We start from the raw sequence: 25718 nt of genomic DNA, 5'->3' as shown, positions 1-25718 counted from the left end.
GAATGGATGACGTAGGCGCGCCCGGGAGTGACCGGGCGCGGACGTCGACGCGGCCCACTGGTCCGCTCCGTCCGTGCCCCGCACCGAAGGACGGCGCACCCGTGAGACGGCGTAGGAGAGAAGCGATACCTGTGAGCGCAGCGACAACGCGAAGCCGCACCCCCGACCGCATGTGCGCCGAGGCGATCGGCCTCGCCAGGGCAGCGGCCGAGGAGGCCGCCGCACCCGGCGTCGTCGGTGAGCACGTCGAGGTGGTCTCCGAGGGGGACCGGGTCGTCACGCACTTCTTCGAGTGCAAGGAGATGGGGTACCGCGGCTGGCGCTGGGCCGTCACCGTCGCCCGCGCCTCCCGCGCGAAGATCGTCACCCTCGACGAGACCGTGCTGCTGCCCGGCCCCGACGCCCTCCTCGCCCCCGAGTGGGTGCCGTGGAGCGAGCGCCTGCGCCCCGGCGACCTCGGCCCCGGCGACCTCCTTCCCACCGACGCGGACGACCTGCGCCTGGAGCCCGGGTACACGGGCGAGGACGAGCCGGCCCCCAACTCTCCGGTCTCCGACGAGATGGCCGACCTGGTCGAGGCCGAGGACGCGGAGGTCACCGGCGGCCCGCCGGCCACCCTGTCGCTCGCCCCGCTGCGCGGCTCCATCGCCGCGGTCGCCGAGGAGCTCGGCATGCGCCGGGCCCGCGTCCTGTCCCGGTACGGCCTGCATGTCGCCGCCGACCGCTGGGAGGAGGGGTACGGCGCGAAGACGCAGATGGCCCAGGCGGCCCCCGCGACCTGCGTCAGCTGCGCCTTCCTGATGCCGCTCGCCGGCTCCCTGCGCCAGGCCTTCGGCGTCTGCGCCAACGAGTTCAGCCCCGCCGACGGCCACGTGGTGTCCCTCGCGTACGGCTGCGGCGGCCACTCCGAGGCGGCGGTCATGCCGAAGCCCCCGCGCCCGGCGCCGCACGCCTTCGACTCGATGAACGTCGACGTCCTCCCCCTCCGCCCCTCCCCGGAGGGCTCGGTCCCCACGGAACCGTCGGGCGACGGCTCGGAGGACTTGGGCCACAGCTAGGTCTTTCGGGGTACGGGGAGCTGGTCGCCCGGCACGTTCCGGTGCACGTTGTCGTCGCAGCCGTTCACCCGGCACGTGCGGGGTGCCCCGCGCCGTCGTAGCCGTTCACCCGGCACGTGCGGGGTGCCCCGCGCCCCCGAAGCCGTTCACCCGGCACGTGCCGCCGCGGCCGCTCTCCCACCCACCCGCCCCCACCCACGAGTCGCGCACTCACACCCGCAACGCACCGCCCGACAGCGCCCCGTACGCCGAAACCGGGAGCAGTGACCGCTCCCCCGTACGACGAAGCCAGGCCTCACGCTGCCAGGACCTAGCCAGGGGAGGCCCCGCTTTAGCGGGGTGGGGAATTGAATGGCTTCTCTGGGCTGCTCTGACCTCAACTGGGTGCACGGATGTGCACCGTTCATCCTTACCGCCTTTCTGACCCGCTAGACATGTGTCGTTTGTATAGTGATTGCGTGACTGTGGCCAGGAAGGTTCGCCGGTTCTCCGGCGGTGTGTATGACCTCGGGCTCCACGTGGTGTGGTGTCCGAAATACCGCCGTCCGGTTCTCGGCGGCCGGGTCGCGGAACGCCTGGACGAACTGATCCGGCAGAAGGCGGAGGAACGAGGTTGGGAGATCATCACCCTTGAGGTGATGCCCGACCGCGTCCACCTCTTCGTCAAACACGACCCGAAGTCGTCGGCCTCGTACGTGGCGAACCAGTTCAAGGGCTTCACTTCCCGCGTGCTGCGGGCGGAGTTCCCGCACTTGAAGTCGCGGATGCCCACGCTGTGGTCGTCGTCGTACTTCGCGGCATCGGTCGGCGCGGTACCGGCGGCGACGGTCGAGAAGTACATCAACACCCAGTGGGAACGCCCCCGGAAGAATCCGGAGGCCAGCGGCTTGTGATCCGCGCGTACAAGTTCCTCCTGCGTCCCACGGCTCGTCAGACGGCCGCGCTGGGCGAGATGCTGCGGGATCACTGCTCGCTGTACAACGGCGCCCTCCAGGAACGCCGGGACGCCTACCGGCACACCTCGAAGACGAGCATCAAGTACGGCGACCAGTCCGCCCAGCTCAAGGAGATCCGGGCGTTCGACCCCGAGCGTCAGGGACGCTGGTCGTTCTCCTCCCAGCAGGCCACCCTTCGCCGCCTGGACAAGGCATTCGCCGCGTTCTTCCGCCGCGTGAAGGGCGGGCAGACTCCGGGCTACCCGCGCTTCAAGGGCGTCGGGCACTTCGACACCGTCACCTTCCCCAAGGACGGTGACGGCTGCCGCTGGGACAGCACGCCCCACGACCCACAGACCCGCGTCCGCCTCCAAGGCGTCGGGCACATCCGCGTGCACAAGCACCGCCCCGTGCGCGGACGGGTCAAGACGATCAGCATCAAGCGCGAGGGCAACCGTTGGTACGTCGTCCTGTCCTGCGACGAGGTGCCCGCAGAGCAGCTGCCGGACACGGGCGCGGTGGTCGGCATCGACATGGGCGTCACCCACTTCCTGACCACCTCCGACGGCGAGCACATCGCCAACCCCCGCTTCCTCGAAGCAGCGGCCGACGAACTCGCCGAAGCGCAGCGGCACCTCGCCACGTTCCCCAAGCGCACCAGGCGGCGCACCAAAGCACACCGAGCCGCTACCCGCCGGGTGGCGAAGCTGTACGCGAAGATCCGCCGCCAGCGCCTGGACCACGCGCACAAGACCGCGCTCACTCTCGTGCGCGACCACGACATCATCGCCCACGAGCGGCTCAACACAGCGGGCATGACCAAGAACCCCGCCCCCAAGCCCGACCCCGAGCAGCCCGGCTGCTTCCTGCCGAACGGCGCCGCCGCCAAGACCGGACTCAACCGCAGCATCCTCGACGCGGGTTGGGGGGTGTTCCTCGCGATCCTCACCAACAAGGCTGAAAGCGCCGGTCGGACCGTCATCGCCGTGGACCCCCGCAACACCTCCCGCACGTGCCCGTCCTGCGGGCACACCGCGAAGGAGAACCGCGCCACCCAAGCGAAGTTCCAGTGCACGGCGTGCGGGTTCGCAGCGAACGCGGACCACGTCGGCGCGACGAACGTCCTCAACAGGGCCGGGCTGGCCCTCTGCGCGGCGGCCTAGCCACCGACACAGGAAGCCCGTGCGGTCACGCGTGGGTGGAGTCACGAATCCGCTCGGGCCCCACATCCCGCCCCCGTAGGGCCATGTCCAGGGCCCAGCGGCGGTGGGCCTGGGCGTGCTGCTCCGCCGGAACGAACTTCGGGTGGGCGTGGATGTGGACGTACGGGCGGAGGGTGTTCCAGAGGGGCGGGTCGACGTACACGGTCGTGTCGTCGGCGGCGTCCCGCGCGTACGGGCTGCTGCGGCGCGGCGGGGTGATCACGCGGCGCGGTGGGGGCGACGACGCCCCCGGGGCGGGCGTGCGGCGGCGGGTGCCGCTGGGCGGGAGGAGGCGGTCGAGGAGGCGGGCGAGCAGGTTCACGTCGTACGGGCCTTCCGCGTAAGGGAGTTCAGCTCCGCCACCCGCGCGCTCAGCAGCTCCGTGGCCGTCACCGGACGCACCCGGTCCGGCCGTACGTCCCACTCCCGCCCGCCGAGCAGCGGCCGCAGCTGCACGTAGCCGCCCTGATGCCCCATCACCTCGCCCACCCTGCCGGTCGCTTCGTCCCGTACGGGCTCACCGATCGGCGGTCGAGGCTCCCTCATCGCGCCGCCCCCAGCGCCTCGGCCAGCGTCCGCGCCGTCGCGACGTCGCAGCGGCCCAACTCGATGAGCGGGTACGGGTTCTCGCGAGCGCACGACAGCTGGTCCAGGCGGAACGACGGCAACTTGACCCCGACCGCCGCGAGCGCCGCCCGCAGCGCGTCCCGCACCGACTCCGCCTCCCTGATCCGCTCCTCGGCTGTGCTCATGACCTGCACCTCTCTGCTCTCTGTAGCGAACTGCTCACAGAGTGGCGTCGGCGTGCGTAGCTTGAGAAGGGGGTGCGGTGTGACCCGTCATTTGTCACGTGGGGAAGGGGAGTTGGTTGATGGCCAGCAAGTACGGGGAGTGGTTGAGGGCCCGGCGGGAGGCCCTCGGTAGGACGCAGGAGCAGGTGGCCCACGATGCGCACATGACGCGCAGTCATATCGCTCATATCGAGGCGGGGAGGCGGATTCCGTCGGCGGAGGACGCGCGGAGCCTGGACCGGGTACTCGGTACGGGGGATGTGCTGAGCAGCTTCCGCCCCGATGACGGCTCGGTGGTTGCGGACTACTTCGAGTCGGCGCGTGCCTTGGAGCGGCAGGCCGTCATGTTGCGGGAGTTCGCCCCTTCTCACGTACCGGGCATCCTGCAGACTCGGCGGTACGCGAACGCGGTGATTGGTGCCTCGTTTCCGCCGCTAGGTGCCGAAGAGCGTGACAGGCACGTTGTCACACGGCTTCAGCGGTCGGAGATCCTCCGCGATCCGGTCACTCCTGTGGTGTGGGCGCTGCTCGACGAGGCGGTGCTGCGCCGTCCGGTCGGCGGGGGAGAGGTGATGGCGGAGCAGGTCGAGCATTTGGTCGGCCTGGTGGAGGCGGAGCGCATCCGTGTTCATGTGATGCCGACGGCCAGGGGTACGTACCACGTGTTGCAGGGGATGGTGACGCTGATGTGGTTCGAGGATCAGCCTCCTGCTGCGTACACCGAGGGGTTGTCCGTCGGCAAGGTGCACGACTCTCCGGCGGTGGTCGAACGCCTCCAGAACGCATACGACCTTGCTTTGACTGACGCTCTGTCGTTGGATGAATCGTTGGCTTTTATGAGGGCACGAGCAAAGGAACATGAGCGCCATGACTGACCGCAGCATCGTCGACGCCAGCGCGCTGAGTGGCTGGCGCAAGTCGTCGTACAGCGGCGCCGAGTCCGGCTCCTGCCTCGAAGTCGTGGACGGGCACCCCACCGTCCCCGTCCGCGACTCCAAATCCCCCCAAGGCCCCGCCCTCCTCTTCACGCCGTCCACCTGGACCGCGTTCGTCGACGCGCTCAAGGCGGGCTGACCCGCGCACGGGGTCGGCCCGAAGGCCGTACGAATCCTGGCGGAGCCACCTCGCGCCCACTGCCGGGACGCGCCCCGGCCCTTCCACCGGCATCCTGGTGCACAGATGTGGACAGAAATCGGCGCCGCCCAGGCCGTGCGGGGCCGGGTGGCTGACCCGGTGCGGTGATCACCCGGTACCTTCAGGCGGCAGCAAGCACCCGCGGCAGCCCGCCGCCGACGAGGAGGACCACCGTGAGCAGATTCGTCCGGCCCGCGCCCGAAGGGGCCGACCCGTTCGGCACCGTGGGGCTGCGGCGGGCCGTGCTCGACGCGTGGGCCGCCGCTCCTGCACGGTTCCGGGAGGACGCCAACGCCGAGGAGGACCTCGCGCTCGGCGGGTACCGGGACCGGCTCGTCGTGGAGCTCGCGCAGAACGCCGCCGACGCCGCTGCCCGAGCGAAAGTTCCCGGGCGGCTGCGGCTCACCCTCCGTGACGGGGTGCTCGCCGCCGCGAACACCGGGGCGCCGCTGGACGCGGCCGGAGTCGAGTCGCTCAGTACGTTGCGAGCCTCCTCGAAGCGGGACAGCGGGGGGAGTGCGACCGTCGGACGGTTCGGGGTCGGCTTCGCCGCCGTCCTTGCCGTGAGTGACGAGCCCGCCGTGGTCGGCCGGTCCGGTGGCATCAGGTGGTCGCTGGCCGAGGCGCGCGAGCTGACCGCCGCCGTCGCCGCTGAACGCAGCCCCGAGCTCGGCGAGGAGATCCGCCGCCGGGACGGTCATGTGCCGCTGCTGCGGCTGCCGTTCGCGGCGGAGGGGTCCGCGCCCGACACGTACGACACCGTCGTCATCCTGCCGCTGCGGGACGCCGCCGCCGAGGCGCTGGTCGAGCGGCTGCTTGAGGGGGTCGACGATGCCCTCCTCCTCGCGCTGCCCGGGCTGACGGAGGTCAGCATCGAGAACGGCGACCGCACCCGCACCCTCACCCGCGATCACGACGGCCCGTACGCCCGGATCGCCGACTCCGTGCACGGTACGACCCGCTGGCGGACCGTGGAGCGCAACGGGCGGCTCGATGGGGAGCTGCTGCGGGACCGGCCCACCGAGGAGCGGGCGCGGCCGCAGTGGTCGGTGACGTGGGCGGTGCCCGTGGACGGGGAGGGGGCGCCGCAGAGGCCCCGTACCGCGCCCGTCGTGCACGCGCCGACTCCGAGTGACGAGGCGCTCGGGGTGCCGGCGCTGCTGATCGGCTCGTTCCCGCTCGACACCACGCGCCGGCACGCCGCGCCGGGCCCGCTGACGGACTTCCTGGTGGCGCGGGCGGCCGAGGCGTACGCCCAACTCCTCGCTGAATGGCGGCCGTTGACGACCGGGATCATCGATCTCGTGCCGGGTGCCCTGGGCGCCGCCGCCCTTGACGGCGCGCTGCGCACCGCCGTGCTCGAACTGCTTCCGCGCACCGCGTTCCTCGCCCCGGCCGCACCGCCGGACGAGGACGAGGAGGGCGAGGAGGGCAAGCCTGCCGCGCTGCGGCCCTTCGAGGCCGAGGTCGTCGAGGGCGCCGGGGACGAGACCGTACGCGTGCTCGCCGAGGTGCTGCCGACGCTGCTGCCCGCGGGCCTGGAGCGGCGCGTCGAGCTGCGCACCCTCGGGGTGGCGCGGCTGCCGCTGCAGGACGCCGTGGACCGGCTGGCGGGGCTCGAACGGGGGCCGGGCTGGTGGTGGCGGCTGTACGAGTCCCTCGCCGGGGTCGACCCGGACCGGCTGAGCGGGCTTCCCGTTCCCCTGGCGGACGGGCGTACGGCGATCGGGCCGCGGCACCTGCTGCTGCCCGGGCCCGACACCCCCGAAGGGCTGGCCCGGCTCGGCCTGAAGGTCGCGCACTCCGAGGCCGCGCACCCGCTGCTCGAAAAGCTGGGCGCCCTGCCCGCCACGCCGCGCGCCGTCCTCACCACCCCGCAGGTGCGCGCGGCCGTCGCCGCCTCCCTCGACGACGACATCTGGGACGAAGACGCCCTGGACAACGACGAGTTGGCGGAGATCGTGCTCGCGCTCGTCCGGGACGCGGGCCTCGAACCCGGCGACGAACCCTGGCTCGGCGCGCTCGCCCTGACCGACGACGAGGGCGAGCCCGCGCCCGCCGGTGAGCTGGTCCTGCCCGGCAGTGACTTCGCCGCCGTCATGCGTGAAGGCGAACTCGCCCTCGTAGAGCAGGAGTTGGCCGACCGCTGGGGTGGGCCGCCGCTCGCCGCGTGCGGGGTGCTCGCGGGCTTCACGCTGGTCCGCGCCACCGATGTCGTACTCGACCCGGACGAACTGGAGCCCCGTGAGGGGGACTTCGCGGAGCCGGACGACGCGGGGCTGCTCGACGCGGTCGACGTGTGGTGCGAGGACGTCCTCGACCAGCTGCCCGACACGCCCGTACCGCCCGTCGCCACCGAACTCGTCGCCGTACGCGATCTCGACCTCGTCGACGACGACCGCTGGCCGCAGGCGCTCGCGCTGCTCGCCCAGCCGCCGCTGCGGGACGCGCTGACGCAGCCGGTGCGGGTGCTGCTGCCCGACGGCACCACCGAGTCCGTACGCCCGTACACCGCCTGGTGGCTGCGCGGGCACCCGGTGCTCGACGGGCGGCGCCCGGCCGGACTGCGCGCCGCGGGCGCCGATCCGCTGCTCGCCGGGCTCTACGAGGAGGCGGACGCCTCCGGGTTCGAGGACGAGCAGGTGCTGCGGGCGCTCGGCGTCCGTACGTCCGTGGCCGCGCTGCTCGACGAGCCGGGCGGCGCGGCGGAGCTCCTTGACCGCCTCGCCGACCCCGATCTCGCCGTCTCCGCAGCCCAACTGCACGCGCTGTACGGGGCGTTGGCCGAGCTCGACCCGGAGCAGGTGACGCTGCCGGAGGAGCTGCGGGCCGTGGTCGACGGGCGCGTGACGGTGGTGGACGCGGCCGACGCGGTGGTCGCGGACGCGCCGGATCTGCTGCCGCTGACGGCTGGGCTCGCGCTGCTGCCGGTCGCCCCGGCGCGGGCGGCGGACCTCGCGGAGCTTTTGCAGGTGCGGCGGTTGAGCGTCGAGGTGGCGGCGGAGGTACCGGACGAGGGCGTCGAGCACGCGGTACAGGATGCGGTACGTACGCTGCTCGGAGCGGCGACTCCGGCTTCGTACCGGGAACACGAGGAGCTGCTGGTGGGCGGGGTTGAGCTGGACTGGCGCCGGACGCCGGACGGCACCGTCCACGCGGCGACCCTGGAGGGCGTCGCGGCGGGCCTCGCCTGGGCGGCGCGGCAGTGGCCCCGGCGGTTCGAGGTGGCGGTCCTCCTCGAAGATCCCTCCCGCACAACGGAGTTGAGCCGGGACCGCTGGTTCGACTGATTTTTCCCCCTCCCCGCCCCTTCTCGAAAGACCTGCGGTCGGCTCCTGGGGGCCAGCCCCCAGACCCCCGCTCCTCAATCGCCGGAGGGGCTGAATTTCACGCCGGGAACCGTCTGTCCACCCACCGGAACGCGACCTCCACCAGCACCGCCGCCGCCGCAGCGATCCCCACCGCCGACCACGGCATCGTCGCCCCCACCAGCTTCAGCTTGAACATGTCCTGGAGCCACGGCACGACCATGACGAGCAGGAAGCCCGTGCCCATCGCGGCCACCAGGCAGACCCGCCACCAGGTGTAGGGGCGGGCGATGATCGCCAGGACCCACATGGCGATCAGGAACAGCGTCAGCGTCGCCGCGCTGGTCTCCGCCTCGCGCGCGCCCGCCCCCGCGTAGTGGGCGCGGGCGAGCAGGTACGTACTGAACGTCGCGAGGGCCGCGATGATGCCGCCGGGGATCGCGTACCGCATGACCCGGCGGACGAAGTGGGCCTTCGCGCGCTCCTTGTTCGGGGCGAGCGCGAGGAAGAACGCCGGGACGCCGATGGTCAGGGTGGACAGGAGCGTCAAGTGCCGGGGCAGGAACAGGTACTCGACCTGGGTGCAGACCACAAGCAGGGCAAGCAGCACCGAGTAGACGGTCTTGACGAGGAACAGCGTGGCGACGCGCGTGATGTTGCCGATGACGCGGCGGCCCTCGGCGACCACCGAAGGCAGCGTCGCGAAGCTGTTGTTGAGCAGCACGATCTGGGCGACGGCCTTGGTGGCCTCGGAGCCGGAGCCCATGGACACGCCGATGTCGGCGTCCTTGAGTGCGAGCACGTCGTTGACGCCGTCGCCGGTCATCGCGACCGTGTGCCCCTTGGACTGCAGCGCGCCCACCATGTCCCGCTTCTGCTGCGGCGTGACCCGCCCGAACACCGCGTTGGCGTCGAGCGCCTCCGCCATCTCCCCCTGCTCCTTCGGCAGGGTGCGGGCGTCCACGGTGCGCTCGGCGCCGGGCAGGTCCAGCTTGGCGGCGACGGCGCCGACGGAGATCGCGTTGTCCCCGGAGATCACCTTGGCCTGGACGCTCTGCTCCTCGAAGTAGCGCAGGGTGTCGGAGGCGTCGGGGCGCAGCCGCTGCTCCAGGACGACCAGGGCGTGCGGGCGGGCGCCGGCGGAGACGTCGGGGGCGTCCAGGTCCGTACCGCCGCGGGCGAGGAGGAGGACGCGCAGGCCCTGGTGGTTGAGGTCCTCGATCTCGTCGAGCAGGGCGTCCGCGGCGGGCAGCAGGACGTCGGGGGCGCCGAGCAGCCAGGTGGAGGTCTCGCCGTCGCCCTCGCTGAAGCTGGCGCCGCTGTACTTGCGGGCCGAGGAGAACGGCAGCGACTCGATGCAGCGCCACTCCTCGCTGTCCGGGTAGGCGTCGATGATCGCCTGGAGCGAGGCGTTGGGCCGCGGGTCGGACTCGCCGAGGGCGCCGAGGACCTTGGTCACGTACGCCTCGTCGGCGCCGTGCAGCGGCCGGACCTCGGTGACGTCCATGCCGCCCTCGGTGAGGGTGCCGGTCTTGTCGAGGCAGACGGTGTCGACGCGCGCGAGCCCTTCGATGGCGGGCAGTTCCTGGACGAGGCACTGCTTGCGGCCGAGCCGGATCACGCCGATCGCGAAGGCCATGGACGTGAGGAGCACGAGCCCTTCGGGGATCATCGGGACGATGCCGCCGACGGTGTACGCGATGGACTCCTTGAACTCGTCGTTCTTCACGACGAGTTGGGAGATCACCAGGCCGATGGAGGTCGGCACCATCAGCCAGGTCACGTACTTGAGGATGGTGGAGATGCCGGAGCGCAGCTCGGAGTGGACGAGCGTGAAACGGGAGGCCTCCTCGGCGAGTTGGGCCGCGTAGGCCTCGCGGCCGACCTTGGTGGCGGTGAAGGCGCCGCCGCCCGCGACCACGAACGAGCCGGACATCATGACGTCCCCCGGCTTCTTCACCACGGGGTCGGCCTCGCCGGTCAGCAGCGACTCGTCGACCTCCAGGCTGTCGGTCTCGACGCACGCGCCGTCGACCACGATCTTGTCGCCCGGCCCGATCTCGATGAGGTCGCCGAGCACGATCTCGGAGGTGGAGATCTCGGCGGCCCGCCCGTCCCGCCGGACCGTGGGTCTGGTCTCGCCGATCACGGCCAGGTTGTCGAGGGTCTTCTTGGCGCGGAGCTCCTGGATGATGCCGATGCCGGTGTTGGCGAGGATCACGTACCCGAAGAAGGTGTCCTGCCACGGCGCGACGAACATCATGATCACCCAGAGGACGCCGATGATCAGGTTGAACCGGGTGAGGACATTGGCGCGGACGATGTCGATGACGGAGCGGCTGGAGCGCACCGGCACGTCATTGACCTCGCCGCGGGCGACACGCTCGGCGACCTCGGCGGTGCTGAGCCCAAGCGCCGCCACCGCCGGAGTCGCCGGATGCCTGGATCCCGCTCCCGGCCCGGCGTCGAGGGCGGTCCCCTGCCGTGCGGGGTCCGGCCCCTCGGTGTCGATATGTGCCCGCTGCGTCATGGTTCCGACGGTACGGGCCACGGGCGCCGCTCACCCGTCGAGTGCAGGGGAATCAGGGACGGGTCAGGGGAACCCCTGGGGGCTCTGCGACCTGGGTACTACGGGGCGTGGGACCTGGGGGCCATGGAGTCGAGTCCGGGGCTGTGGAGTCGACTCCGGCGAGGCGAATCCGGGGCTACGGGGTCGTCGACTCCGGCGAAGCCGCCTCGGCAGCTTCCCGCTCGGCCGCGTCCCGCTCGGCCGCGTGCCGTTTGATGGCCGCGTCGCGTCCCCTTACGTACCAGATGCCGATGCAGCCGAGGCCCGCGCCGGCCAGGCAGGTCCACACCCACCAGGTCTGGCCGCGGTCGTCGAACCAGCCGTAGAAGGGGAGCTGCACGAGGAAGAGGACGAACCAGAGGATCGTGCCGCCCGTGATGGTGGCGACGACGGGGCCTTCGAGCGGCTCCGGCGCCTCGTACTTGGGTGTCCACTTCGCCATGTGCTCAAGCTTACGAGGCCCGTACGGGCGGGAGCGCGGGGCCTCGGGGGATCCCCGGCGGCGCAAGGGTCTACGCGCGGAGATAGCGATTTTTGCCCTATGTATTCATACTGAAACGGCTTGAGTCTGACCACTTTTCTTCGTAAGAAGCTACAAGGTGCGCGTGACTCGGCCGCCCCCCACAGCACCCTTTCGGCGAGCCCCGCCATGAACGTCTGAGGTTCACGCATGACCCCCTCGGCCACGGTCGACGACCCCAAGCAGTCCCCGTCGGGGGAGCCCACCGGCGCACTCGACCGGTACTTCAAGATCACTGAGCGGGGTTCGACCCTGGCCCGCGAGGTCCGCGGCGGTTTCGCCACCTTCTTCGCGATGGCCTACATCATCGTGCTCAACCCGATCATTCTGGGCAGCGCGAAGGACATGTACGGCAACCAGCTGGACAATGCCCAGCTGGTCACGGCGACCGCGCTGACGGCGGCGTTCACCACGCTCCTGATGGGCGTCATCGGCAACGTCCCGATCGCCCTCGCCGCCGGTCTCGGCGTGAACACCGTCGTCGCCCTCCAGCTCGCCCCCCGGATGAGCTGGCCCGACGCGATGGGCATGGTGGTCCTCGCGGGCTTCGTCGTGATGCTGCTCGTCGCCACCGGTCTGCGCGAGCGGGTCATGAACGCGGTGCCGCTCGGCCTGCGCAAGGGCATCGCCATCGGTATCGGCCTGTTCATCATGCTGATCGGCCTCGTCGACGCCGGTTTCGTCTCGCGCATGCCCGACGCCGCGCACACCACCGTCCCGCTCCAGCTGGGCGCCGACGGCCACCTCAACGGCTGGCCGGTCCTCGTCTTCGTCCTCGGTGTGCTGCTCACGCTCGCGCTGATCGTCCGCAAGGTGCCGGGCGCGATCCTGATCTCGATCGTCGTGATGACGATCGTCGCGATGGTCATCAACGCCGTGGCCACCGTGCCCTCCTGGGGACTGACCACCCCGAAGTGGCCGGGCAACCCGGTCGCCTCGCCGGACTTCGGGCTCGTCGGTCAGGTCAGCCTGTTCGGCGGCTTCGAGAAGGTCGGCCTGCTCACGGGCATCCTCTTCGTCTTCACCGTGCTGCTCTCCTGCTTCTTCGACGCCATGGGCACGATCATGGCCGTCGGCGAGGAGGCCGAGCTGATGGACGAGAACGACAACATGCCGGGCATGAACAAGGTCCTGTTCGTCGACGGCGTCGCGGTCGCCTGCGGTGGCGCCAGCTCCTCCTCGGCGACCACCTGCTTCGTGGAGTCCACGGCCGGTGTCGGCGAGGGCGCCCGTACCGGATTCGCGAACATCGTCTCCGGTGGCCTCTTCACGGTCGCGCTGTTCCTCACGCCGCTCGCCACGATGGTGCCGTCCGGCGCGGCGACCCCCGCGCTGCTCGCGGTGGGCTTCCTGATCCTGTCCGGTTCGATCGGCGCGATCGACTGGAAGGACTACACGATCGCGATCCCGGCGTTCCTCACGATGGTGATGATGCCGTTCACGTACTCGATCACGAACGGCATCGGCATCGGCTTCATCACGTTCACGGTGCTGCGGGTCGCCGCCGGACGGGCGCGCGAGGTGCCGGTGGCGATGTACGCGGTCTCCGCGGTGTTCGCCTTCTACTACCTGATGCCGGCACTCCAGCTGACGTAAGTCCCTGGGGTCTAGCGCCAGGTGTGCTTGCCGCCGACGAGGAGCGTGTGCTCAAGGACGTCCTCCATCGGGTCGTCGATCTGACCGGTGTGGACGAGCGTGACCACGGGCGCGTTGTGCGAGTTCGTGTGGGTCTCGTCCGCGGCCGCGCTACCCGCGGCCGCCGCGCTGAACGTCATCACCAGGGGCAGAAGGGTCATCATCTTTTTCATGCCGTGATCAACGACGCCGTTGATCACGGGATGCGCTGCGTCAACCGGCAGGTTCCGCAGCTGGGCGATCACCGCACCCCGTAGAACTTCTCCGTCTCCTCGACGGCCGTCTTGAACCGCTCGTCGAAGTCGTCACGAATGAGCGTCCGGACCACGTAGTCCTGGACGCTCATTCCTCTTTTCGCCGCGTGACCCCGGAGCCGGTCGAGCAGCTCTCCGTCTATGCGCAGGCTGAGCACGTTGGTCTCCATGCACATCAGGGTCGCCGGACTGTGACGGGCGGTGTGTCACTTTCCGCAGCCGTCTCACTCATATGGGTGATCTGGATCGATTCCGCTTCCGTGCGGCCCAGGTAATGGGCTGTTCCTTAGTCAGGGTAATGAGTTATGCTAACGAACATGCCGGACCTCTCCCATGGCGACGACGTAGCCGCCGTGAACGCACTCCGCTCCGCGATCATGCGCATCGGGCGCCGCCTCAAGCATCAACGGGTCGACGAGTCGCTGAGCCCGACCGAGATGTCGGTGCTCGGCACCCTCGCCCGGTGCGGCTCCGCGACCCCGGGCGAGCTCGCCCGCAAGGAGCACGTACAGCCGCCGTCGATGACCCGCATCGTGGCCCTGCTCGAAGCCAAGGGACTGGTCCGGCTTGAGCCGCATCCCGAGGACCGCCGCCAGAAGGTGGTCAGCCAGACCGAGACCGCCGAGGCGATGCTCGAGGAGAGCCGCCGCAAGCGGAACGCCTGGCTGGCCCAGCTGGCCGAGGGCCTCGACGAGGAGGAGTGGGAGAAGCTGCGCGCAGCCGCCCCCGTCCTGGAGAAGCTCGCCCACCTGCAATAACCACCCGCACGACCACCCGCACAACCACCCGCACGATCGTCAAGTACCAAGGAGGCGAACTCTTTTGAGTACGGGATCCGGAGCAGACTCCGCCCCCGCACCAGCCACCCACGACACCCCCGTCCGCACCGACTCCCGCAAGCCGAGCATGTTCAGCTCGCTGAAGGTCCGTAACTACCGGCTCTTCTTCACGGGTCAAGTCGTCTCCAACACCGGCACCTGGATGCAGCGCATCGCCCAGGACTGGCTGGTGCTCAGCCTCACCGGCTCCGCCACCGCCGTCGGTATCACCACCGCGCTGCAGTTCCTGCCGATGCTGCTCTTCGGGCTCTACGGCGGCGTGCTCGTCGACCGGCTGCCCAAGCGGAAGCTGCTGTTCTTCACCCAGACCGCGATGGGTCTGACCGGTGCCGCGCTCGGTGTGCTCACCCTCAGCGGGCACGTCCAGGTCTGGCACGTCTACCTCACCGCGTTCCTGCTCGGCCTCGTCACCGTCGTCGACAACCCGGCGCGGCAGACCTTCGTGTCGGAGATGGTCGGCAAGGAGCAGCTGGCCAACGCCGTCAGCCTGAACTCCGCGAACTTCCAGTCCGCGCGCCTGGTCGGGCCCGCCGTCGCCGGTGTCCTGATCACCGCGGTCGGCAGCGGCTGGGCGTTCCTGCTCAACGGCCTCTCCTTCCTGGCGCCGATGGCCGGCCTCGCCCTGATGCGTACGGCCGAGCTGTACAAGGTGGAGCGGGCGCCGCGCGGCAAGGGCCAGCTGAAGGAAGGCCTCAAGTACGTCGCCGGGCGGCCCGAGCTGATCTGGCCGATCGTCCTCGTCGGGTTCATCGGCACCTTCGGGTTCAACTTCCCGATCTGGCTCAGCGCCTTCGTCGACGACGTGTTCGGCGGCGACGCCGGGACGTACGGCCTGCTCAACACCCTGATGGCGGCCGGTTCGCTCGCCGGTGCGCTGCTCGCCGCCCGCCGCGCCACCTCGCGGCTGCGGCTGCTCGTCGGGGCCGCGCTCGCCTTCGGGCTGCTGGAGATCGTGGCGTCCTTCGCGCCCACGTTCTGGCTGTTCGCGGCGCTGCTCGTGCCGCTCGGCATGCTGGGCCTGACGGTCAACGTGACCGCCAACTCCAGCGTCCAGATGGCCACCGACCCGATCATGCGGGGCCGCGTCATGGCCCTGTTCATGATGGTCTTCACGGGCGGTACGCCGGTCGGCGCGCCCCTAGTCGGCTGGATCACCGACACGTACGGTGCCCGGATCGGCTTCGCCGCGGGCGGCCTGATCGCCGCGCTCGCCGCGGGCACGGTCGGCCTGATCCTGGCCCGCGTCGGCGGCCTGCGCCTGAAGGTGGGCATGCACCACGGCCACCCGCAGGTCCGCTTCGTGCCGCGGGATCGGCTGGCCACGGCGGCGTGACGCTGTGCCCCCGGACAGCTCTGGGGGCTCCGCCCCCAGGCCCCCGCTCCTCAAGCGCCGGAGGGCTCAATATTGAGCCCTCCGGCGATGGGGACCCGTGCAGACTGGGTCGATGAGACTCTTCGCCGCCGTTCTGCCCCCGGCTGTCGCCGTCCATCAACTCCTCCGCGAGGTGCGCGAGTTGAAGCGGCTGCCCGGGGCCGACGAGTTGCGCTGGACCGAGCGGGCCGGATGGCACTTCACGCTGGCGTTCCTGGGCGACGTACCCGAGGAGACCCGGCCCGAGCTGCGGGAGCGGCTCGCGCGGGCCGCCCACCGCACCGCGCCGTTCCGGCTCGCCCTGCGCGGCGGCGGCCGGTTCGGGGACCGGGCGCTCTGGGTCGGGGCGGACGGCGAGCTCGATGTGATGCGGCGGCTCGCGGAGCGGGCGGAGGCGGCCGCGCGCAAGGCGGGCCTCGCCATGGAAGGCCACCGCCGCTACACCCCGCACCTCACCCTCGCCCGCAGCCGCGCCGCCGTCGTCGACCTGCGCCCGTACGTCGAAGTGCTCGCCGGATTCGCCTCGGAGCCGTGGACGGTCGGCGACCTCGCGCTCGTGCACAGCCGACTGCCGCGCAGTGGTGTGCCGGGGGAGCGGCCGCGGTACGAGGAGGTCGAGCGCTGGCCGCTCGGGGGCGCCGGTTAACCTCGAAGGGTGGACCCGAAGACCCGTAACCGGATCATGGCCGGTGTACTTGTGCTGATGTTCGTCGTCGTGGCGGTGGCGTCGGCCGTGGGGTGAGGCACCCGCGTACGGCCGACGCCCTCGCGTACTGAGCCGTCCGAGCTACCAGGCGAAGGCCTCCGGCGACGGGCCGGGACCCGGGAAGATCTCGTCCAGGGACGCGAGTACCTCGTCGCCCAGCTCCAGCTCGACCGCGCGCAGCGCCGAGGCCAGCTGGTCGGCGGTGCGCGGGCCGACGATCGGGCCGGTCACCCCGGGCCGGGTGAGGAGCCAGGCCAGGGCGGCCTCGCCGGGTTCGATGCCGTGCTTGTCGAGCAGGTCCTCGTAGGCCTGCACCTTCTCCCGCATCTGCGAGTTGGCGAGTGCGTCGGCGCTGCGGCCGCTGGTCCTGCGCCCGCCCTGCGCCTCCTTCTTGATGACGCCGCCGAGCAGTCCGCCGTGCAGCGGCGACCACGGGATGACCCCGAGTCCGTACTCCTGCGCGGCCGGGATCACCTCCATCTCGGCGCGGCGCTCGGCGAGGTTGTAGAGGCACTGCTCGCTGACCAGGCCGTAGCTGCCGAGGCGGCGGGCGGTCTCGTTGGTCTGGGCGATCTTCCAGCCGGGGAAGTTGGAGGAGCCGGCGTAGAGGATCTTGCCCTGCTTGATCAGTACGTCGATGGCCTGCCAGATCTCCTCGACCGGGGTGCGGCGGTCGATGTGGTGGAACTGGTAGAGGTCGATGTGGTCCGTCTGGAGCCGCTTGAGGGAGGCGTCCACGGCGCGGCGGATGTTGAGCGCGGAGAGGCGGTCGTGGTTGGGCCACACATCGCCGTCGCCGGCCATGTTGCCGTACACCTTGGTGGCGAGCACGACCTTGTCGCGCCGGTCGCCGCCCTTGGCGAGCCAGCTGCCGATGATCTCCTCGGTACGGCCCTTGTTCTCGCCCCAGCCGTACACATTGGCGGTGTCGAAGAAGTTGACGCCCGCGCCGAGCGCGGCGTCCATGATCGCGTGACTCTCCGGCTCGTCGGTCTGCGGGCCGAAGTTCATGGTGCCGAGGACGAGTCGGCTGACCTTGAGTCCCGTGCGTCCAAGCTGCGTGTACTTCATGGGTGTACAGCGAAGTGCGTGGAGTGGGCTCTAGGCAAGGGTCACCGTCCCTCGCGGTGGAAGTCGGAGGTGTCGAGGGTGACGCCGATGACGGTGTGGGTGAGGTCGATCTCTTCGCCGAAGTCAGCCTTCGACTCTGACCGGTATTCGCCGTTCTTGGGGTCGGTGTAGACGTGGCACCGGCCCTGGTAGGGGTCGACGACGAGGTAGAGGGGGACTCCGGCTTCGGCGTAGGCGTCCTTCTTCGGGCCGTAGTCGTTCATTCCGGTGCTTCGGCTGATGACTTCGGCCGTGAACTCGACGTCCTGGTACCGCCACTGGCCCTTGGCGTTCTTGACGGCATCCGCTTTGAGCAGCGTGACGTCGGTGGCGAAGCCGTTGAGATATCCGGGGTAGTCGATCCGCACGTCGGACTTGAGGCGCTTGCGCGGGTACTTGGTGCGCAGCTGGTCGAGGATGTCGAAGATGATTTCCCAGTGGTTGTCCCGCTGCGGCGACATGAAGAGGTGCCCCCCGACGAACTCGGTCTTGTATCCCTCGGGGATGGGCATCTTTTCAAGCCACTCGAACATCTCGTCCAGAGTGCGCTCGTCGTTGCTTTCGGCCATCTCGATCCTGTCGGTCTCTACGACGGTCATCGTGGCGCTCCTCCCCGGGCGCCCATCGGTCACGGGCACCCGCGCAGTACAACGATACGCACGGTGACCGAGTCACGGGGAGTTCGAACCTTTATCCGGAGTACGGCTCTCCGAGGTCCCACGCCTGGTACATCGCGTCCGCGAACGCCTCCGCCAGTTTGTGCTCGCCGGAGGCATTCGGGTGCGTGCCGTCGTACGTGTCGAGGTCGATGTCGTACGACGGCGGGACCGAGGCGAGGAGGACGGGGGAGCGGTCCGTGTCGAGGTCGGCGACCGTCTTCGCGAGGAGTTCGTTGAAGTGGTCGACCTCCGCGGCGAACGAAGGGTCCGTGCGGGCGCGGACGTTGGGGATGACCGGCAGGATCGCGACCGCGATCCGGGGGTTCGCGGCGCGGGCCTCGGTGAGGAACGTGCCGACGTTGGCCGCGGTCTGCTCGGCGTCGGTGTAGAAGCCGAGGTCGATCAGGCCTAGGGAGACGAGGAGCAGATCGGCGCGCTGCTCGCGTACGGTCTCGCCGATCAGCGGGGCCATGTGCAGCCAGCCCTCGCCCCAGCCGGCGAGATGGCGGCGCGGGAAGGCGGGCTCGACGCCGGCCGCGTACTCGTGCGAGACGGGGGCGTCGGCGGCCTTGTCGTAGAGCGTCTCGCGCGGGCCGACGATCTGGAACGGGCCGCCGTACGAGCTGCGCAGGTGCTGCCACATGCGGTGGCGCCAGGTGTGTTCGCCGGCGCTGCCGATGGTCATCGAGTCACCGACGAAGAGGAGCCTGAGCATCCGCTCATCATTCCGGATGCGGGGGGCCGCGGCACCGGCCCGTGGTGTGAGGCTGCACACGTGGGGCCTACGTGTCAGGCGCCTACGTCTCGGGGGCCTGCGCCTCAAGGGCCTCCACCTCACCTGGCAGTCTGGGCGCATGCGTTCACTTGTGGGTGTGACGGGTGTGACCGGGGCGGCGGCGCTCCTGCTGCTCAGCGCGGCGGGTCCGGCGGCTGCCGCCGACGGGGGAAATGACGGGTTCACGATCGAGGACCCGAGGATCACCGAGTCCAGCGGCCTCGCCGCGAGCCGCGCGCACCCGGGGATCTACTGGACGCACAACGACAGCGACGACGGCGCCCACCTCTACGCGGTCGACTCCCGCACCGGGAAGACCGTCGCCACGCTCACCCTCAGCGGGGTGGGTGAGCCGCGCGACGTGGAGGCCGTGTCGATCGGCCCGGACGGCGACCTGTACGTGGGCGACATCGGGGACAATCTCGGCGGCACCTGGGACCACGTGTGGATCTACCGCCTCCCCGAGCCGAAGCAGCTGCGGGACGCGACGGTGAAGGCGACGCAGTACGTGGTGAAGTACGCCGGAGGGGCGCGGGACGCCGAGGCGCTGATGGTGCATCCGAAGACGGGCCGGGTTTATGTCGCCGACAAGAAGCGCGACGGCGGCGGCGGGCTCTACGAGGGGCCGGCCGAGCTGTCCGCCTCGGGCACCAATGTCTTCCGGAGGGTCGCGGACGTCGACCTCTGGACGACCGACGGCGCCTTCTCGCCGGACGGCCGACGGCTGCTGCTTCGCGGCTACTTCGAGGCGTCCTCGTACACCTGGAAGGGCGGCAGGCCGGTCGGCCCCGAGCGGGCGGACGTGCCGTTGCAGCGGCAGGGCGAGTCGGTGACGTACAGCCCGGACGGGACGACGCTGATGTACGGCTCGGAGGGCCGGGGCAGCGAGGTCGAGCCGATCGAGGTGCCGGGGGCGGTGGACGACGAGCCGGTCAAGTCGCCGCTGGAGAACGGGAGTTCGGCATCCAAGGGCGGTGACGGTGAGGGTGACGGGCTCGTGTCCGGAACGGTCGTGGTCGGGCTGATCGTCATGGCGGCCGTGTTCGGCCTGCGGAGGCTGTTCCGCAAGGGGTGAGCGGGACTTTACGGAAACGGTCTGGGGGTGCACCTCGTAGTGCAGCGTCCGGTACCCGCGGATGCGGTGCAAGGTGTGCACCAACACCCCTTGCAGCATGCGGTACTTGCGGTCGCTGAGCCGGGGTCCGCCTCCGCGCCGCGCGCCGCGGCCAGCACCTCGGGTCGAGCACGGTTGAGCCGCTGAGGCAGGTGCACGCGAACGGGCCCGGCACCTGGGCAGGTGCCGGGCCCGTATGCGTACGAAATGGGGTTACAGCTTCTCGATCACGTAGTCCACGCAGGCCGTGAGGGCCTCGACGTCCGCCGGGTCGATCGCCGGGAACATCGCGACGCGCAGCTGGTTGCGGCCCAGCTTGCGGTACGGCTCGGTGTCCACGATGCCGTTGGCGCGCAGCGCCTTGGCGACGGCGGCCGCGTCCACGTCGTCCGAGAAGTCGATCGTGCCGATGACCTGCGAGCGCTGCGCCGGGTCCGCCACGAAGGGGCTCGCGTACTTGGACTCCTCGGCCCAGCCGTAGAGCGTGCGCGAGGAGGTGGCCGTGCGGCGCACCGCCCAGTCGAGACCGCCCTGGCCGTTGATCCAGTCCAGCTGCTCGGCGAGCAGGAACAGGGTGGCGAGCGCCGGGGTGTTGTACGTCTGGTTCTTGCGCGAGTTGTCGATCGCGGTGGGCAGCGAGAAGAACTCCGGCACGTGCCGGCCGCTGCCGTGGATCCGCTCGGCGCGCTCGATCGCGGCCGGGGAGAACGCGGCGAGCCACAGGCCGCCGTCCGCGGCGAAGGACTTCTGCGGCGCGAAGTAGTAGACGTCCGTCTCGGTGATGTCCACGGGCAGACCGCCCGCACCGGAGGTGGCGTCCACCAGGACGAGCGAGCCCGCGTCGGCACCCTCGACCCGCTTGATGGGGGCGGCGACACCGGTGGAGGTCTCGTTGTGCGTGTACGCGTACACGTCCACGCCCGACTCGGCCTGCGGGGTCGGGTGCGTGCCCGGCTCGCTCTGGATGACCGTGGGCTCGGCGAGCCACGGGGCCAGCTTGGCGGCCTTGGCGAACTTGGAGGAGAACTCGCCGAACGACAGGTGCTGCGACTTGTTCTCGATCAGGCCGTGGGTCGCGACGTCCCAGAACGCGGTCGAGCCGCCGTTGCCGAGGACGACCTCGTAGCCCTCGGGGAGCTGGAAGAGGCTCTGGATGCCCTCGCGCACCCGGCCGACCAGGTTCTTGACCGGGGCCTGGCGGTGGGACGTTCCGAGCAGGGAGGTTCCGGTGGCGGCCAGAGCGTCGAGCGCTTCCGTACGCACCTTGGAGGGGCCCGCGCCGAAACGGCCGTCGGCGGGCTTGATGTCAGCGGGAATCTGGATCTCAGCCACGTCGGGAGCCTAGCGGGTCCCAGGCCGGGGGGTTTGCGTGGTCCATCCCCCGAGACGGGGTGTCCACGGACGGAAGGGAGGAGACCTCGACGCCGTCAGTGCAGTACCTTGGCCTGGCTAGTGCAGGATCCTGTACAGCACTTGCTGTGAACGTACGTCATCGGAGACACCCGTGAACCCTGGCCCGCAGACCGCCGAACAGGCAACCGTCGCCCCTGACGGGGTGGGGTCGAGCCGTGCGCGCCGCGGGGCCGGGCCGGTCGGGCTGGTGCTCGGCGGGTGCGTCTCCGTGCAGTTCGGCGCGGCGGTCGCCGTGACGCTGATGCCGCGGGCCGGTGCGCTCGGTGTGGTGACGATCCGGCTCGTCGCGGCGGCCGTGGTCCTGCTCCTGGTCTGCCGCCCGAAGGTGCGCGGCTACACGCGGGCCGACTGGGGCACGGTCCTGGTCTTCGGCGCGACGATGGCCGCCATGAACGGCCTCTTCTACCAGGCCGTCGCCCGTATCCCGCTGGGCCCCGCCGTCACCCTGGAGGTGCTCGGCCCGCTGGCGCTCTCGGTCCTCGCCTCCCGCCGCGCGGTCAACGCCCTGTGGGCGGGGCTCGCCCTGGGCGGTGTGTTCCTGCTCGGCGGGGCGGGCGGATTCGGCGGCCTTGACCCGGTGGGTGCGGCGTTCGCGGTCGGCGCGGGCGTGATGTGGGCGACGTACATCGTGTTCAGCTCCCGTACGGGGCGGCGCTTCCCGCAGGCGGACGGGCTCGCCCTCGCGATGGCGGTCGGCGCGGTCCTGAGCCTGCCGTTCGGCTTCGCCGAGTCCGGCTCGAAGCTCCTGGTGCCCACGACGCTGGCGCTCGGCGCGGCGGTCGCGGTCCTGTCGTCCGTCCTGCCGTACACCCTTGAACTCCTCGCGCTGCGCCGGATGCCGGCGCCCACGTTCGCGGTCCTGATGAGCCTGGAACCGGCCATCGCGGGGACGGCGGGCTTCCTGATCCTCCATCAGGCCCTGTCCTGGACGGACGCGCTGGCGATCGCGCTGGTGGTGGCGGCGAGCATGGGGGCGGTTCGGACGCAGGTGGGGAGCGCTGCGCGAGGGGAGTGACCTCGAGTCCGTGTTCGGTGGGGCCGGTCAGCGGTTCAGGTCGAGGACCGGCACGCCACGCCCCTCGTACGCCTTGGAGGCGACCGTGGCGACCAACGCGTCGGCTCCCCATTCCGGTACGTGCCGTACTGCGTGCATCGCTGCCCCGATACCGGGCGGGACGCCGTCGCGGTGGAGCTGGGCGACGGTGAGGGCGGCGGGGTAGTCGAGATCGACTGTGTGGATGACGTCGAGCTGGCCGATGTGCTCGGCGATACCGAGGAGCTCGCGGTCGGCTTCCAGGATCGACAGGACCGGGGCCCACAGTCGGGTCTCGGGCTCGATGCCTCCCCGGTGGATCAACGCGGAGACCTGCCGGTTGCCGGACAGGGCGAGGAGTGTCGGGGTGTCGAGGATCAGATGGTGCTGGATCACGCTGCCGCGTCTCCCTGGGATTGCGCGAAGGCTTCGCGGAGTCGGCGCCCCATCGCGGCACTCTCCTCGTCGGTCACCTCGACCCCGAAGTGCTCGGCCAGGTAGGCGCGGGTCCGTTCGGCTCGCTCGCGGCGCTCCTCCTCGGTCATGGAGGTCTCGGCGAACTCCTGCACGAGCGAGCGGATCGACGTGCCGCGGGACTCGGCGATGACCGCGAGGCGGTCTCGCACCTCGGCTGGGACTCGGATCATGGCGTCAGACATGAGGGTGAGTATACGTCTGCGTAAACGCCGCCACGGCGCGCTGAGTTTTTCAAGCACGCTTGATTGTTTCTGTCGCCGCTGCCATGCTCACCGCACACCGCATACGTGAGGGAGCGCCCGTGCCCGACCCCGTGTACGTGCTCGACGATCTGCGTGACGAAAGTGCCGGACTCGACGTCCTCGTAGAGGAGTTGGGGCCGGACGAGTGGGCCGGGGCCACGCCCGCGCCCGGGTGGAGTGTCGCTCACCAGATCGCGCATCTGGCCTGGACCGACCGGGCCGCCCTGCTCGCCGCCACCGACGCCGAGGGCTTCGCCCGCGAGGTGGGGAAGGCGGCCGCCGCGCCCGAGACGTTCGTGGACGACGGGGCCGAGGAGCTGGCCGCACTCCCCCCGGGCGAGCTGCTCGCGCGCTGGCGTGACGGGCGCGAGGAGTTGCAGCGCGTGCTCCGGGCGCGGCCCGCGGGGGAGCGGCTGCCCTGGTACGGGCCGCCGATGAGCGTCACCTCGATGGCCACCGCCCGCCTGATGGAGACCTGGGCGCACGGGCAGGACGTCGCGGACGCGCTCGGCGTGCACCGGGAGCCCACCGCACGCCTTCGGCACATCGCGCACATCGGCGTACGGACCCGGGACTTCGCGTTCGGGGTGCGCGGCCTGCCCGTACCGGCGGAGGAGTTCCGCATCGAACTGGTCGGCCCGGGCGGGGAGTTGTGGGCATACGGGCCCGAGGAGGCGCCGCAGCGCGTGACCGGGTCCGCGCTCGACTTCTGCCTGCTCGTCACCCAGCGCGCCCACCGCGACGACCTCGACCTGCGCGCCGAGGGCGCCGACGCCGACCGCTGGCTGGACATCGCGCAGTGCTTCGCCGGGCTGCCGGGGAAGGGCCGGGCCCCGGGGAGGGCCTCGTGAGCGGGCGGCGGCCCCTGCGCGTCGGCAATGCCTCGGGCTTCTACGGCGACCGCTTCGACGCCGTACGGGAGATGCTCACCGACGGCCCCCTCGACGTCCTGACCGGCGACTATCTCGCCGAGCTGACCCTGCTCATCCTCGGCCGCGACCGGCTGCGCGACCCGCAGCTCGGTTACGCCAAGACCTTTCTGCGGCAGGCCGAGGAATGTCTGGGGCTCGCGCACGAGCGCGGCGTACGGATCGTCGTCAACGCCGGTGGGCTGAATCCGGCCGGGCTGGCCCTGAAAGTACGGGAGTTGAGCCAGCGGCTCGGCTTTCCGGCCGCCGTCGCGCATGTCGAGGGGGACGATCTGTCCGGCCGTGGGGGCTGGGGCGAGGGCGTCCTCACCGCCAACGCCTACCTCGGCGGGCACGGCATCGCCGCCTGCCTGCAGGCCGGGGCGGACATCGTCGTCACCGGCCGCGTCACCGACGCCGCACTCGTCACCGGCGCGGCGGCCGCGCACTTCGGGTGGGGGCCCGAGGCGTACGACGAGCTCGCGGGAGCCGTCGTCGCCGGGCACGTCCTGGAGTGCGGGACGCAGGCGACCGGCGGGAACTACGCGTTCTTCGACGAGCCCGGACGGGACCCCGTGCGGGAACTGCGGCGCCCCGGCTTCCCGTTGGCGGAGATCCACGCCGACGGCTCCAGCGTCATCACCAAGCACGACGGCACCGGCGGCTACGTCGACCTCGGCACCGTCACCGCCCAGCTCCTCTACGAGACAGGACCCGCCCGGTACGCGGGCCCCGACGTCACCGCCCGCCTCGACTCCGTACGCCTGACGCAGGACGGGCCCGACCGGGTGCGGATCGACGGGGTGCGCGGGGAGGTGCCGCCGCCGACGCTGAAGGTCGGGCTCAACCGGCTCGCGGGCTTCCGCAACGGGGTCGTGTTCGTGCTCACCGGGCTCGGCGTCGAGGCCAAGGCCGCACTCGTGCGCGCCCAGGTCGAGGACGCCTTCGACCGGGCCAAGTCCCGCCCCGCCGAGGTGCGTTGGGAGTTGTCCCGTACCGACCGCGCCGACGCCGGCACCGAGGAGACCGCCAGCGCGCTGCTGCGGCTCGTCGTGCGCGACCCGGAGCAGGAGGCGGTCGGCCGGGCCGTCAGCGGCGCCGCGATCGAGCTGGCCCTCGGCAGCTACCCCGGCTTCCATGTCACGGCCCCGCCCGGCAAGGGCGCCCCGTACGGGGTGTTCCACGCCGCGTACGTCGAGCAGGGGGACGTGTCGCATGTCGCGGTGCTGCCCGACGGGGCGCGGGTGGCCGTGCCGCCGCCCGCGCGCACCCGGCCCCTTGAGGACCTCCCGCGACCCGCCCTGCCCGAGCCGCTGCCCGAGGGCCCGACCCGGCGGGCGCCGCTCGGGCTCGTCGCGGGGGCCCGCAGCGGCGACAAGGGTGGGGACGCCAACCTCGGTGTGTGGGTGCGCACGGAGGAAGCCTGGCGGTGGCTCGCCCATGAGCTGACCGTCGAGCGTCTCCGCCAACTCCTGCCGGAGACCGCTGAGTTGATCGTCGTACGGCACGTACTGCCGCAGCTGCGCGCCGTGAACTTCGTGATCGAAGGACTGCTCGGCGACGGCGTGGCCGCGCAGGCGCGGTTCGATCCGCAGGCCAAGGGCCTGGGGGAGTGGCTGCGCTCCCGGCACGTCGAGATTCCGGAGGTATTGCTGTGACCGTCC

At 71.0% G+C, this 25718-nt stretch carries 27 protein-coding genes; 14 read left to right on the top strand and 13 right to left on the bottom strand.

Going from position 1 to position 25718, the window contains the following annotated elements:
- Positions 1-131 precede the first annotated feature (131 nt).
- From RCO28_RS19555 to RCO28_RS19545, 3 genes are all read left to right on the top strand, one after another.
- The gene (locus RCO28_RS19555; RefSeq protein ID WP_308942443.1) at positions 132-1058 is read left to right on the top strand and encodes a DUF3027 domain-containing protein; all 927 of its coding nucleotides are present in this window, start codon (positions 132-134) and stop codon (positions 1056-1058) included.
- Positions 1059-1522: 464 nt separating this feature from the next.
- Complete coding sequence (gene tnpA, locus RCO28_RS19550; RefSeq protein WP_374991202.1) at positions 1523-1951, top strand: IS200/IS605 family transposase; 429 nt, start codon at positions 1523-1525, stop codon at positions 1949-1951.
- Entirely contained in the window at positions 1948-3156 is a 1209-nt protein-coding gene (locus RCO28_RS19545) for a transposase (protein WP_308942442.1), read from the top strand. Before tnpA ends, RCO28_RS19545 begins: the two co-directional genes overlap by 4 nt.
- Positions 3157-3181: 25 nt before the next feature.
- Here RCO28_RS19545 and RCO28_RS19540 read toward each other — a convergent pair whose 3' ends face one another.
- Genes RCO28_RS19540 through RCO28_RS19530 form a run of 3 tightly spaced genes read right to left on the bottom strand, consistent with a single transcriptional unit; the run spans position 3182 to position 3947 of the window.
- Positions 3182-3517 carry a hypothetical protein gene (locus RCO28_RS19540; protein ID WP_308942441.1) on the bottom strand — a complete coding sequence of 112 codons (336 nt, stop codon included), beginning with the start codon at positions 3515-3517 and terminating at the stop codon, positions 3182-3184.
- The gene (locus RCO28_RS19535) at positions 3514-3741 is read right to left on the bottom strand and encodes a hypothetical protein (protein WP_308942440.1); all 228 of its coding nucleotides are present in this window, start codon (positions 3739-3741) and stop codon (positions 3514-3516) included. Before RCO28_RS19535 ends, RCO28_RS19540 begins: the two co-directional genes overlap by 4 nt.
- Positions 3738-3947 (bottom strand): hypothetical protein, encoded by a 210-nt coding sequence (locus RCO28_RS19530; RefSeq protein WP_308942439.1) that lies wholly within the window; start codon positions 3945-3947, stop codon positions 3738-3740. The genes RCO28_RS19535 and RCO28_RS19530 overlap by 4 nt, the downstream gene beginning before the upstream one ends.
- Positions 3948-4066: 119 nt before the next feature.
- Between RCO28_RS19530 and RCO28_RS19525 the strand changes: the two genes are divergently transcribed.
- The 3 genes from RCO28_RS19525 to RCO28_RS19515 all read left to right on the top strand — a co-directional run bounded on the left by RCO28_RS19525 (position 4067) and on the right by RCO28_RS19515 (position 8410).
- Positions 4067-4861, top strand: coding sequence for a helix-turn-helix transcriptional regulator (locus RCO28_RS19525; RefSeq protein ID WP_308942438.1), 795 nt, complete (start codon positions 4067-4069; stop codon positions 4859-4861).
- On the top strand, positions 4854-5060 hold the full coding sequence (locus tag RCO28_RS19520) for a DUF397 domain-containing protein (RefSeq protein ID WP_308942437.1): 207 nt from the start codon (positions 4854-4856) through the stop codon (positions 5058-5060). The genes RCO28_RS19525 and RCO28_RS19520 overlap by 8 nt, the downstream gene beginning before the upstream one ends.
- Before the next feature lie 233 nt (positions 5061-5293).
- Positions 5294-8410, top strand: a complete 3117-nt coding sequence (locus RCO28_RS19515) for a sacsin N-terminal ATP-binding-like domain-containing protein (protein ID WP_308942436.1) — start codon at positions 5294-5296, stop codon at positions 8408-8410.
- 97 nt (positions 8411-8507) lie between these two features.
- Here the strand turns inward: RCO28_RS19515 and RCO28_RS19510 are convergent, their stop codons facing one another.
- Together RCO28_RS19510 and RCO28_RS19505 are read right to left on the bottom strand one after the other, a co-directional pair.
- Positions 8508-10958, bottom strand: a complete 2451-nt coding sequence (locus tag RCO28_RS19510) for an HAD-IC family P-type ATPase (protein WP_308942435.1) — start codon at positions 10956-10958, stop codon at positions 8508-8510.
- Between the two features lie 175 nt (positions 10959-11133).
- A complete protein-coding gene (locus tag RCO28_RS19505; RefSeq protein WP_308942434.1) occupies positions 11134-11439 on the bottom strand; it encodes a DUF2530 domain-containing protein in 306 nt (101 codons plus the stop codon).
- Between the two features lie 228 nt (positions 11440-11667).
- Here RCO28_RS19505 and RCO28_RS19500 point away from each other — a divergent pair, with 228 nt between their 5' ends.
- Positions 11668-13113 carry an NCS2 family permease gene (locus RCO28_RS19500; RefSeq protein ID WP_308942433.1) on the top strand — a complete coding sequence of 482 codons (1446 nt, stop codon included), beginning with the start codon at positions 11668-11670 and terminating at the stop codon, positions 13111-13113.
- 11 nt (positions 13114-13124) lie between these two features.
- Here the strand turns inward: RCO28_RS19500 and RCO28_RS19495 are convergent, their stop codons facing one another.
- Both RCO28_RS19495 and RCO28_RS19490 read right to left on the bottom strand, forming a co-directional pair.
- Positions 13125-13325 (bottom strand): hypothetical protein, encoded by a 201-nt coding sequence (locus RCO28_RS19495; RefSeq protein WP_308942432.1) that lies wholly within the window; start codon positions 13323-13325, stop codon positions 13125-13127.
- Between the two features lie 68 nt (positions 13326-13393).
- Positions 13394-13582 (bottom strand): ribbon-helix-helix protein, CopG family, encoded by a 189-nt coding sequence (locus tag RCO28_RS19490; RefSeq protein WP_308942431.1) that lies wholly within the window; start codon positions 13580-13582, stop codon positions 13394-13396.
- A 141-nt stretch (positions 13583-13723) separates the two neighbouring features.
- On the opposite strand from RCO28_RS19490, the gene RCO28_RS19485 reads away from it, so the two are divergent.
- The 3 genes from RCO28_RS19485 (at position 13724) to thpR (ending at position 16263) form a co-directional block, all read left to right on the top strand.
- Complete coding sequence (locus RCO28_RS19485) at positions 13724-14164, top strand: MarR family transcriptional regulator (protein WP_308942430.1); 441 nt, start codon at positions 13724-13726, stop codon at positions 14162-14164.
- A gap of 64 nt (positions 14165-14228) precedes the next feature.
- Positions 14229-15578, top strand: coding sequence for an MFS transporter (locus RCO28_RS19480; RefSeq protein WP_308942429.1), 1350 nt, complete (start codon positions 14229-14231; stop codon positions 15576-15578).
- A 112-nt stretch (positions 15579-15690) separates the two neighbouring features.
- The gene (gene thpR, locus RCO28_RS19475; RefSeq protein ID WP_308942428.1) at positions 15691-16263 is read left to right on the top strand and encodes an RNA 2',3'-cyclic phosphodiesterase; all 573 of its coding nucleotides are present in this window, start codon (positions 15691-15693) and stop codon (positions 16261-16263) included.
- Positions 16264-16404: 141 nt separating this feature from the next.
- On the opposite strand, the gene RCO28_RS19470 is transcribed toward thpR, so the two are convergent.
- From RCO28_RS19470 to RCO28_RS19460, 3 genes are all read right to left on the bottom strand, one after another.
- Positions 16405-17394, bottom strand: coding sequence for an aldo/keto reductase (locus RCO28_RS19470; RefSeq protein ID WP_308942427.1), 990 nt, complete (start codon positions 17392-17394; stop codon positions 16405-16407).
- Positions 17395-17435: 41 nt separating this feature from the next.
- On the bottom strand, positions 17436-18032 hold the full coding sequence (locus RCO28_RS19465; protein ID WP_308942426.1) for a Uma2 family endonuclease: 597 nt from the start codon (positions 18030-18032) through the stop codon (positions 17436-17438).
- A 91-nt stretch (positions 18033-18123) separates the two neighbouring features.
- Positions 18124-18807 carry an SGNH/GDSL hydrolase family protein gene (locus RCO28_RS19460; protein WP_308942425.1) on the bottom strand — a complete coding sequence of 228 codons (684 nt, stop codon included), beginning with the start codon at positions 18805-18807 and terminating at the stop codon, positions 18124-18126.
- Positions 18808-18946: 139 nt separating this feature from the next.
- On the opposite strand from RCO28_RS19460, the gene RCO28_RS19455 reads away from it, so the two are divergent.
- Positions 18947-19942 carry a WD40 repeat domain-containing protein gene (locus tag RCO28_RS19455; protein ID WP_308942424.1) on the top strand — a complete coding sequence of 332 codons (996 nt, stop codon included), beginning with the start codon at positions 18947-18949 and terminating at the stop codon, positions 19940-19942.
- A gap of 252 nt (positions 19943-20194) precedes the next feature.
- On the opposite strand, the gene serC is transcribed toward RCO28_RS19455, so the two are convergent.
- Positions 20195-21313 carry a phosphoserine transaminase gene (gene serC / locus RCO28_RS19450; protein WP_308942423.1) on the bottom strand — a complete coding sequence of 373 codons (1119 nt, stop codon included), beginning with the start codon at positions 21311-21313 and terminating at the stop codon, positions 20195-20197.
- 223 nt (positions 21314-21536) lie between these two features.
- Between serC and RCO28_RS19445 the strand changes: the two genes are divergently transcribed.
- Positions 21537-22409: an EamA family transporter gene (locus RCO28_RS19445; protein WP_308942623.1), complete on the top strand. Its 873-nt coding sequence runs from the start codon at positions 21537-21539 to the stop codon at positions 22407-22409.
- A gap of 27 nt (positions 22410-22436) precedes the next feature.
- Here the strand turns inward: RCO28_RS19445 and RCO28_RS19440 are convergent, their stop codons facing one another.
- Both RCO28_RS19440 and RCO28_RS19435 read right to left on the bottom strand, forming a co-directional pair.
- Positions 22437-22823, bottom strand: coding sequence for a hypothetical protein (locus tag RCO28_RS19440; RefSeq protein ID WP_308942422.1), 387 nt, complete (start codon positions 22821-22823; stop codon positions 22437-22439).
- Positions 22820-23086: a hypothetical protein gene (locus RCO28_RS19435; RefSeq protein WP_308942421.1), complete on the bottom strand. Its 267-nt coding sequence runs from the start codon at positions 23084-23086 to the stop codon at positions 22820-22822. The genes RCO28_RS19440 and RCO28_RS19435 overlap by 4 nt, the downstream gene beginning before the upstream one ends.
- Before the next feature lie 119 nt (positions 23087-23205).
- Here RCO28_RS19435 and RCO28_RS19430 point away from each other — a divergent pair, with 119 nt between their 5' ends.
- Both RCO28_RS19430 and RCO28_RS19425 read left to right on the top strand, forming a co-directional pair.
- Positions 23206-23997 (top strand): TIGR03084 family metal-binding protein, encoded by a 792-nt coding sequence (locus tag RCO28_RS19430; protein ID WP_308942420.1) that lies wholly within the window; start codon positions 23206-23208, stop codon positions 23995-23997.
- Positions 23994-25712 carry an acyclic terpene utilization AtuA family protein gene (locus tag RCO28_RS19425; RefSeq protein WP_308942419.1) on the top strand — a complete coding sequence of 573 codons (1719 nt, stop codon included), beginning with the start codon at positions 23994-23996 and terminating at the stop codon, positions 25710-25712. Before RCO28_RS19430 ends, RCO28_RS19425 begins: the two co-directional genes overlap by 4 nt.
- Positions 25713-25718: the final 6 nt, after the last annotated feature.

It is taken from the genome of Streptomyces sp. LHD-70, assembly GCF_031157275.1.
Taxonomy (GTDB): Bacteria; Actinomycetota; Actinomycetes; order Streptomycetales; family Streptomycetaceae; genus Streptomyces.
Note: the sequence above shows the minus strand (reverse complement) of the source record. Positions and strands in the feature narration are given on the sequence as shown.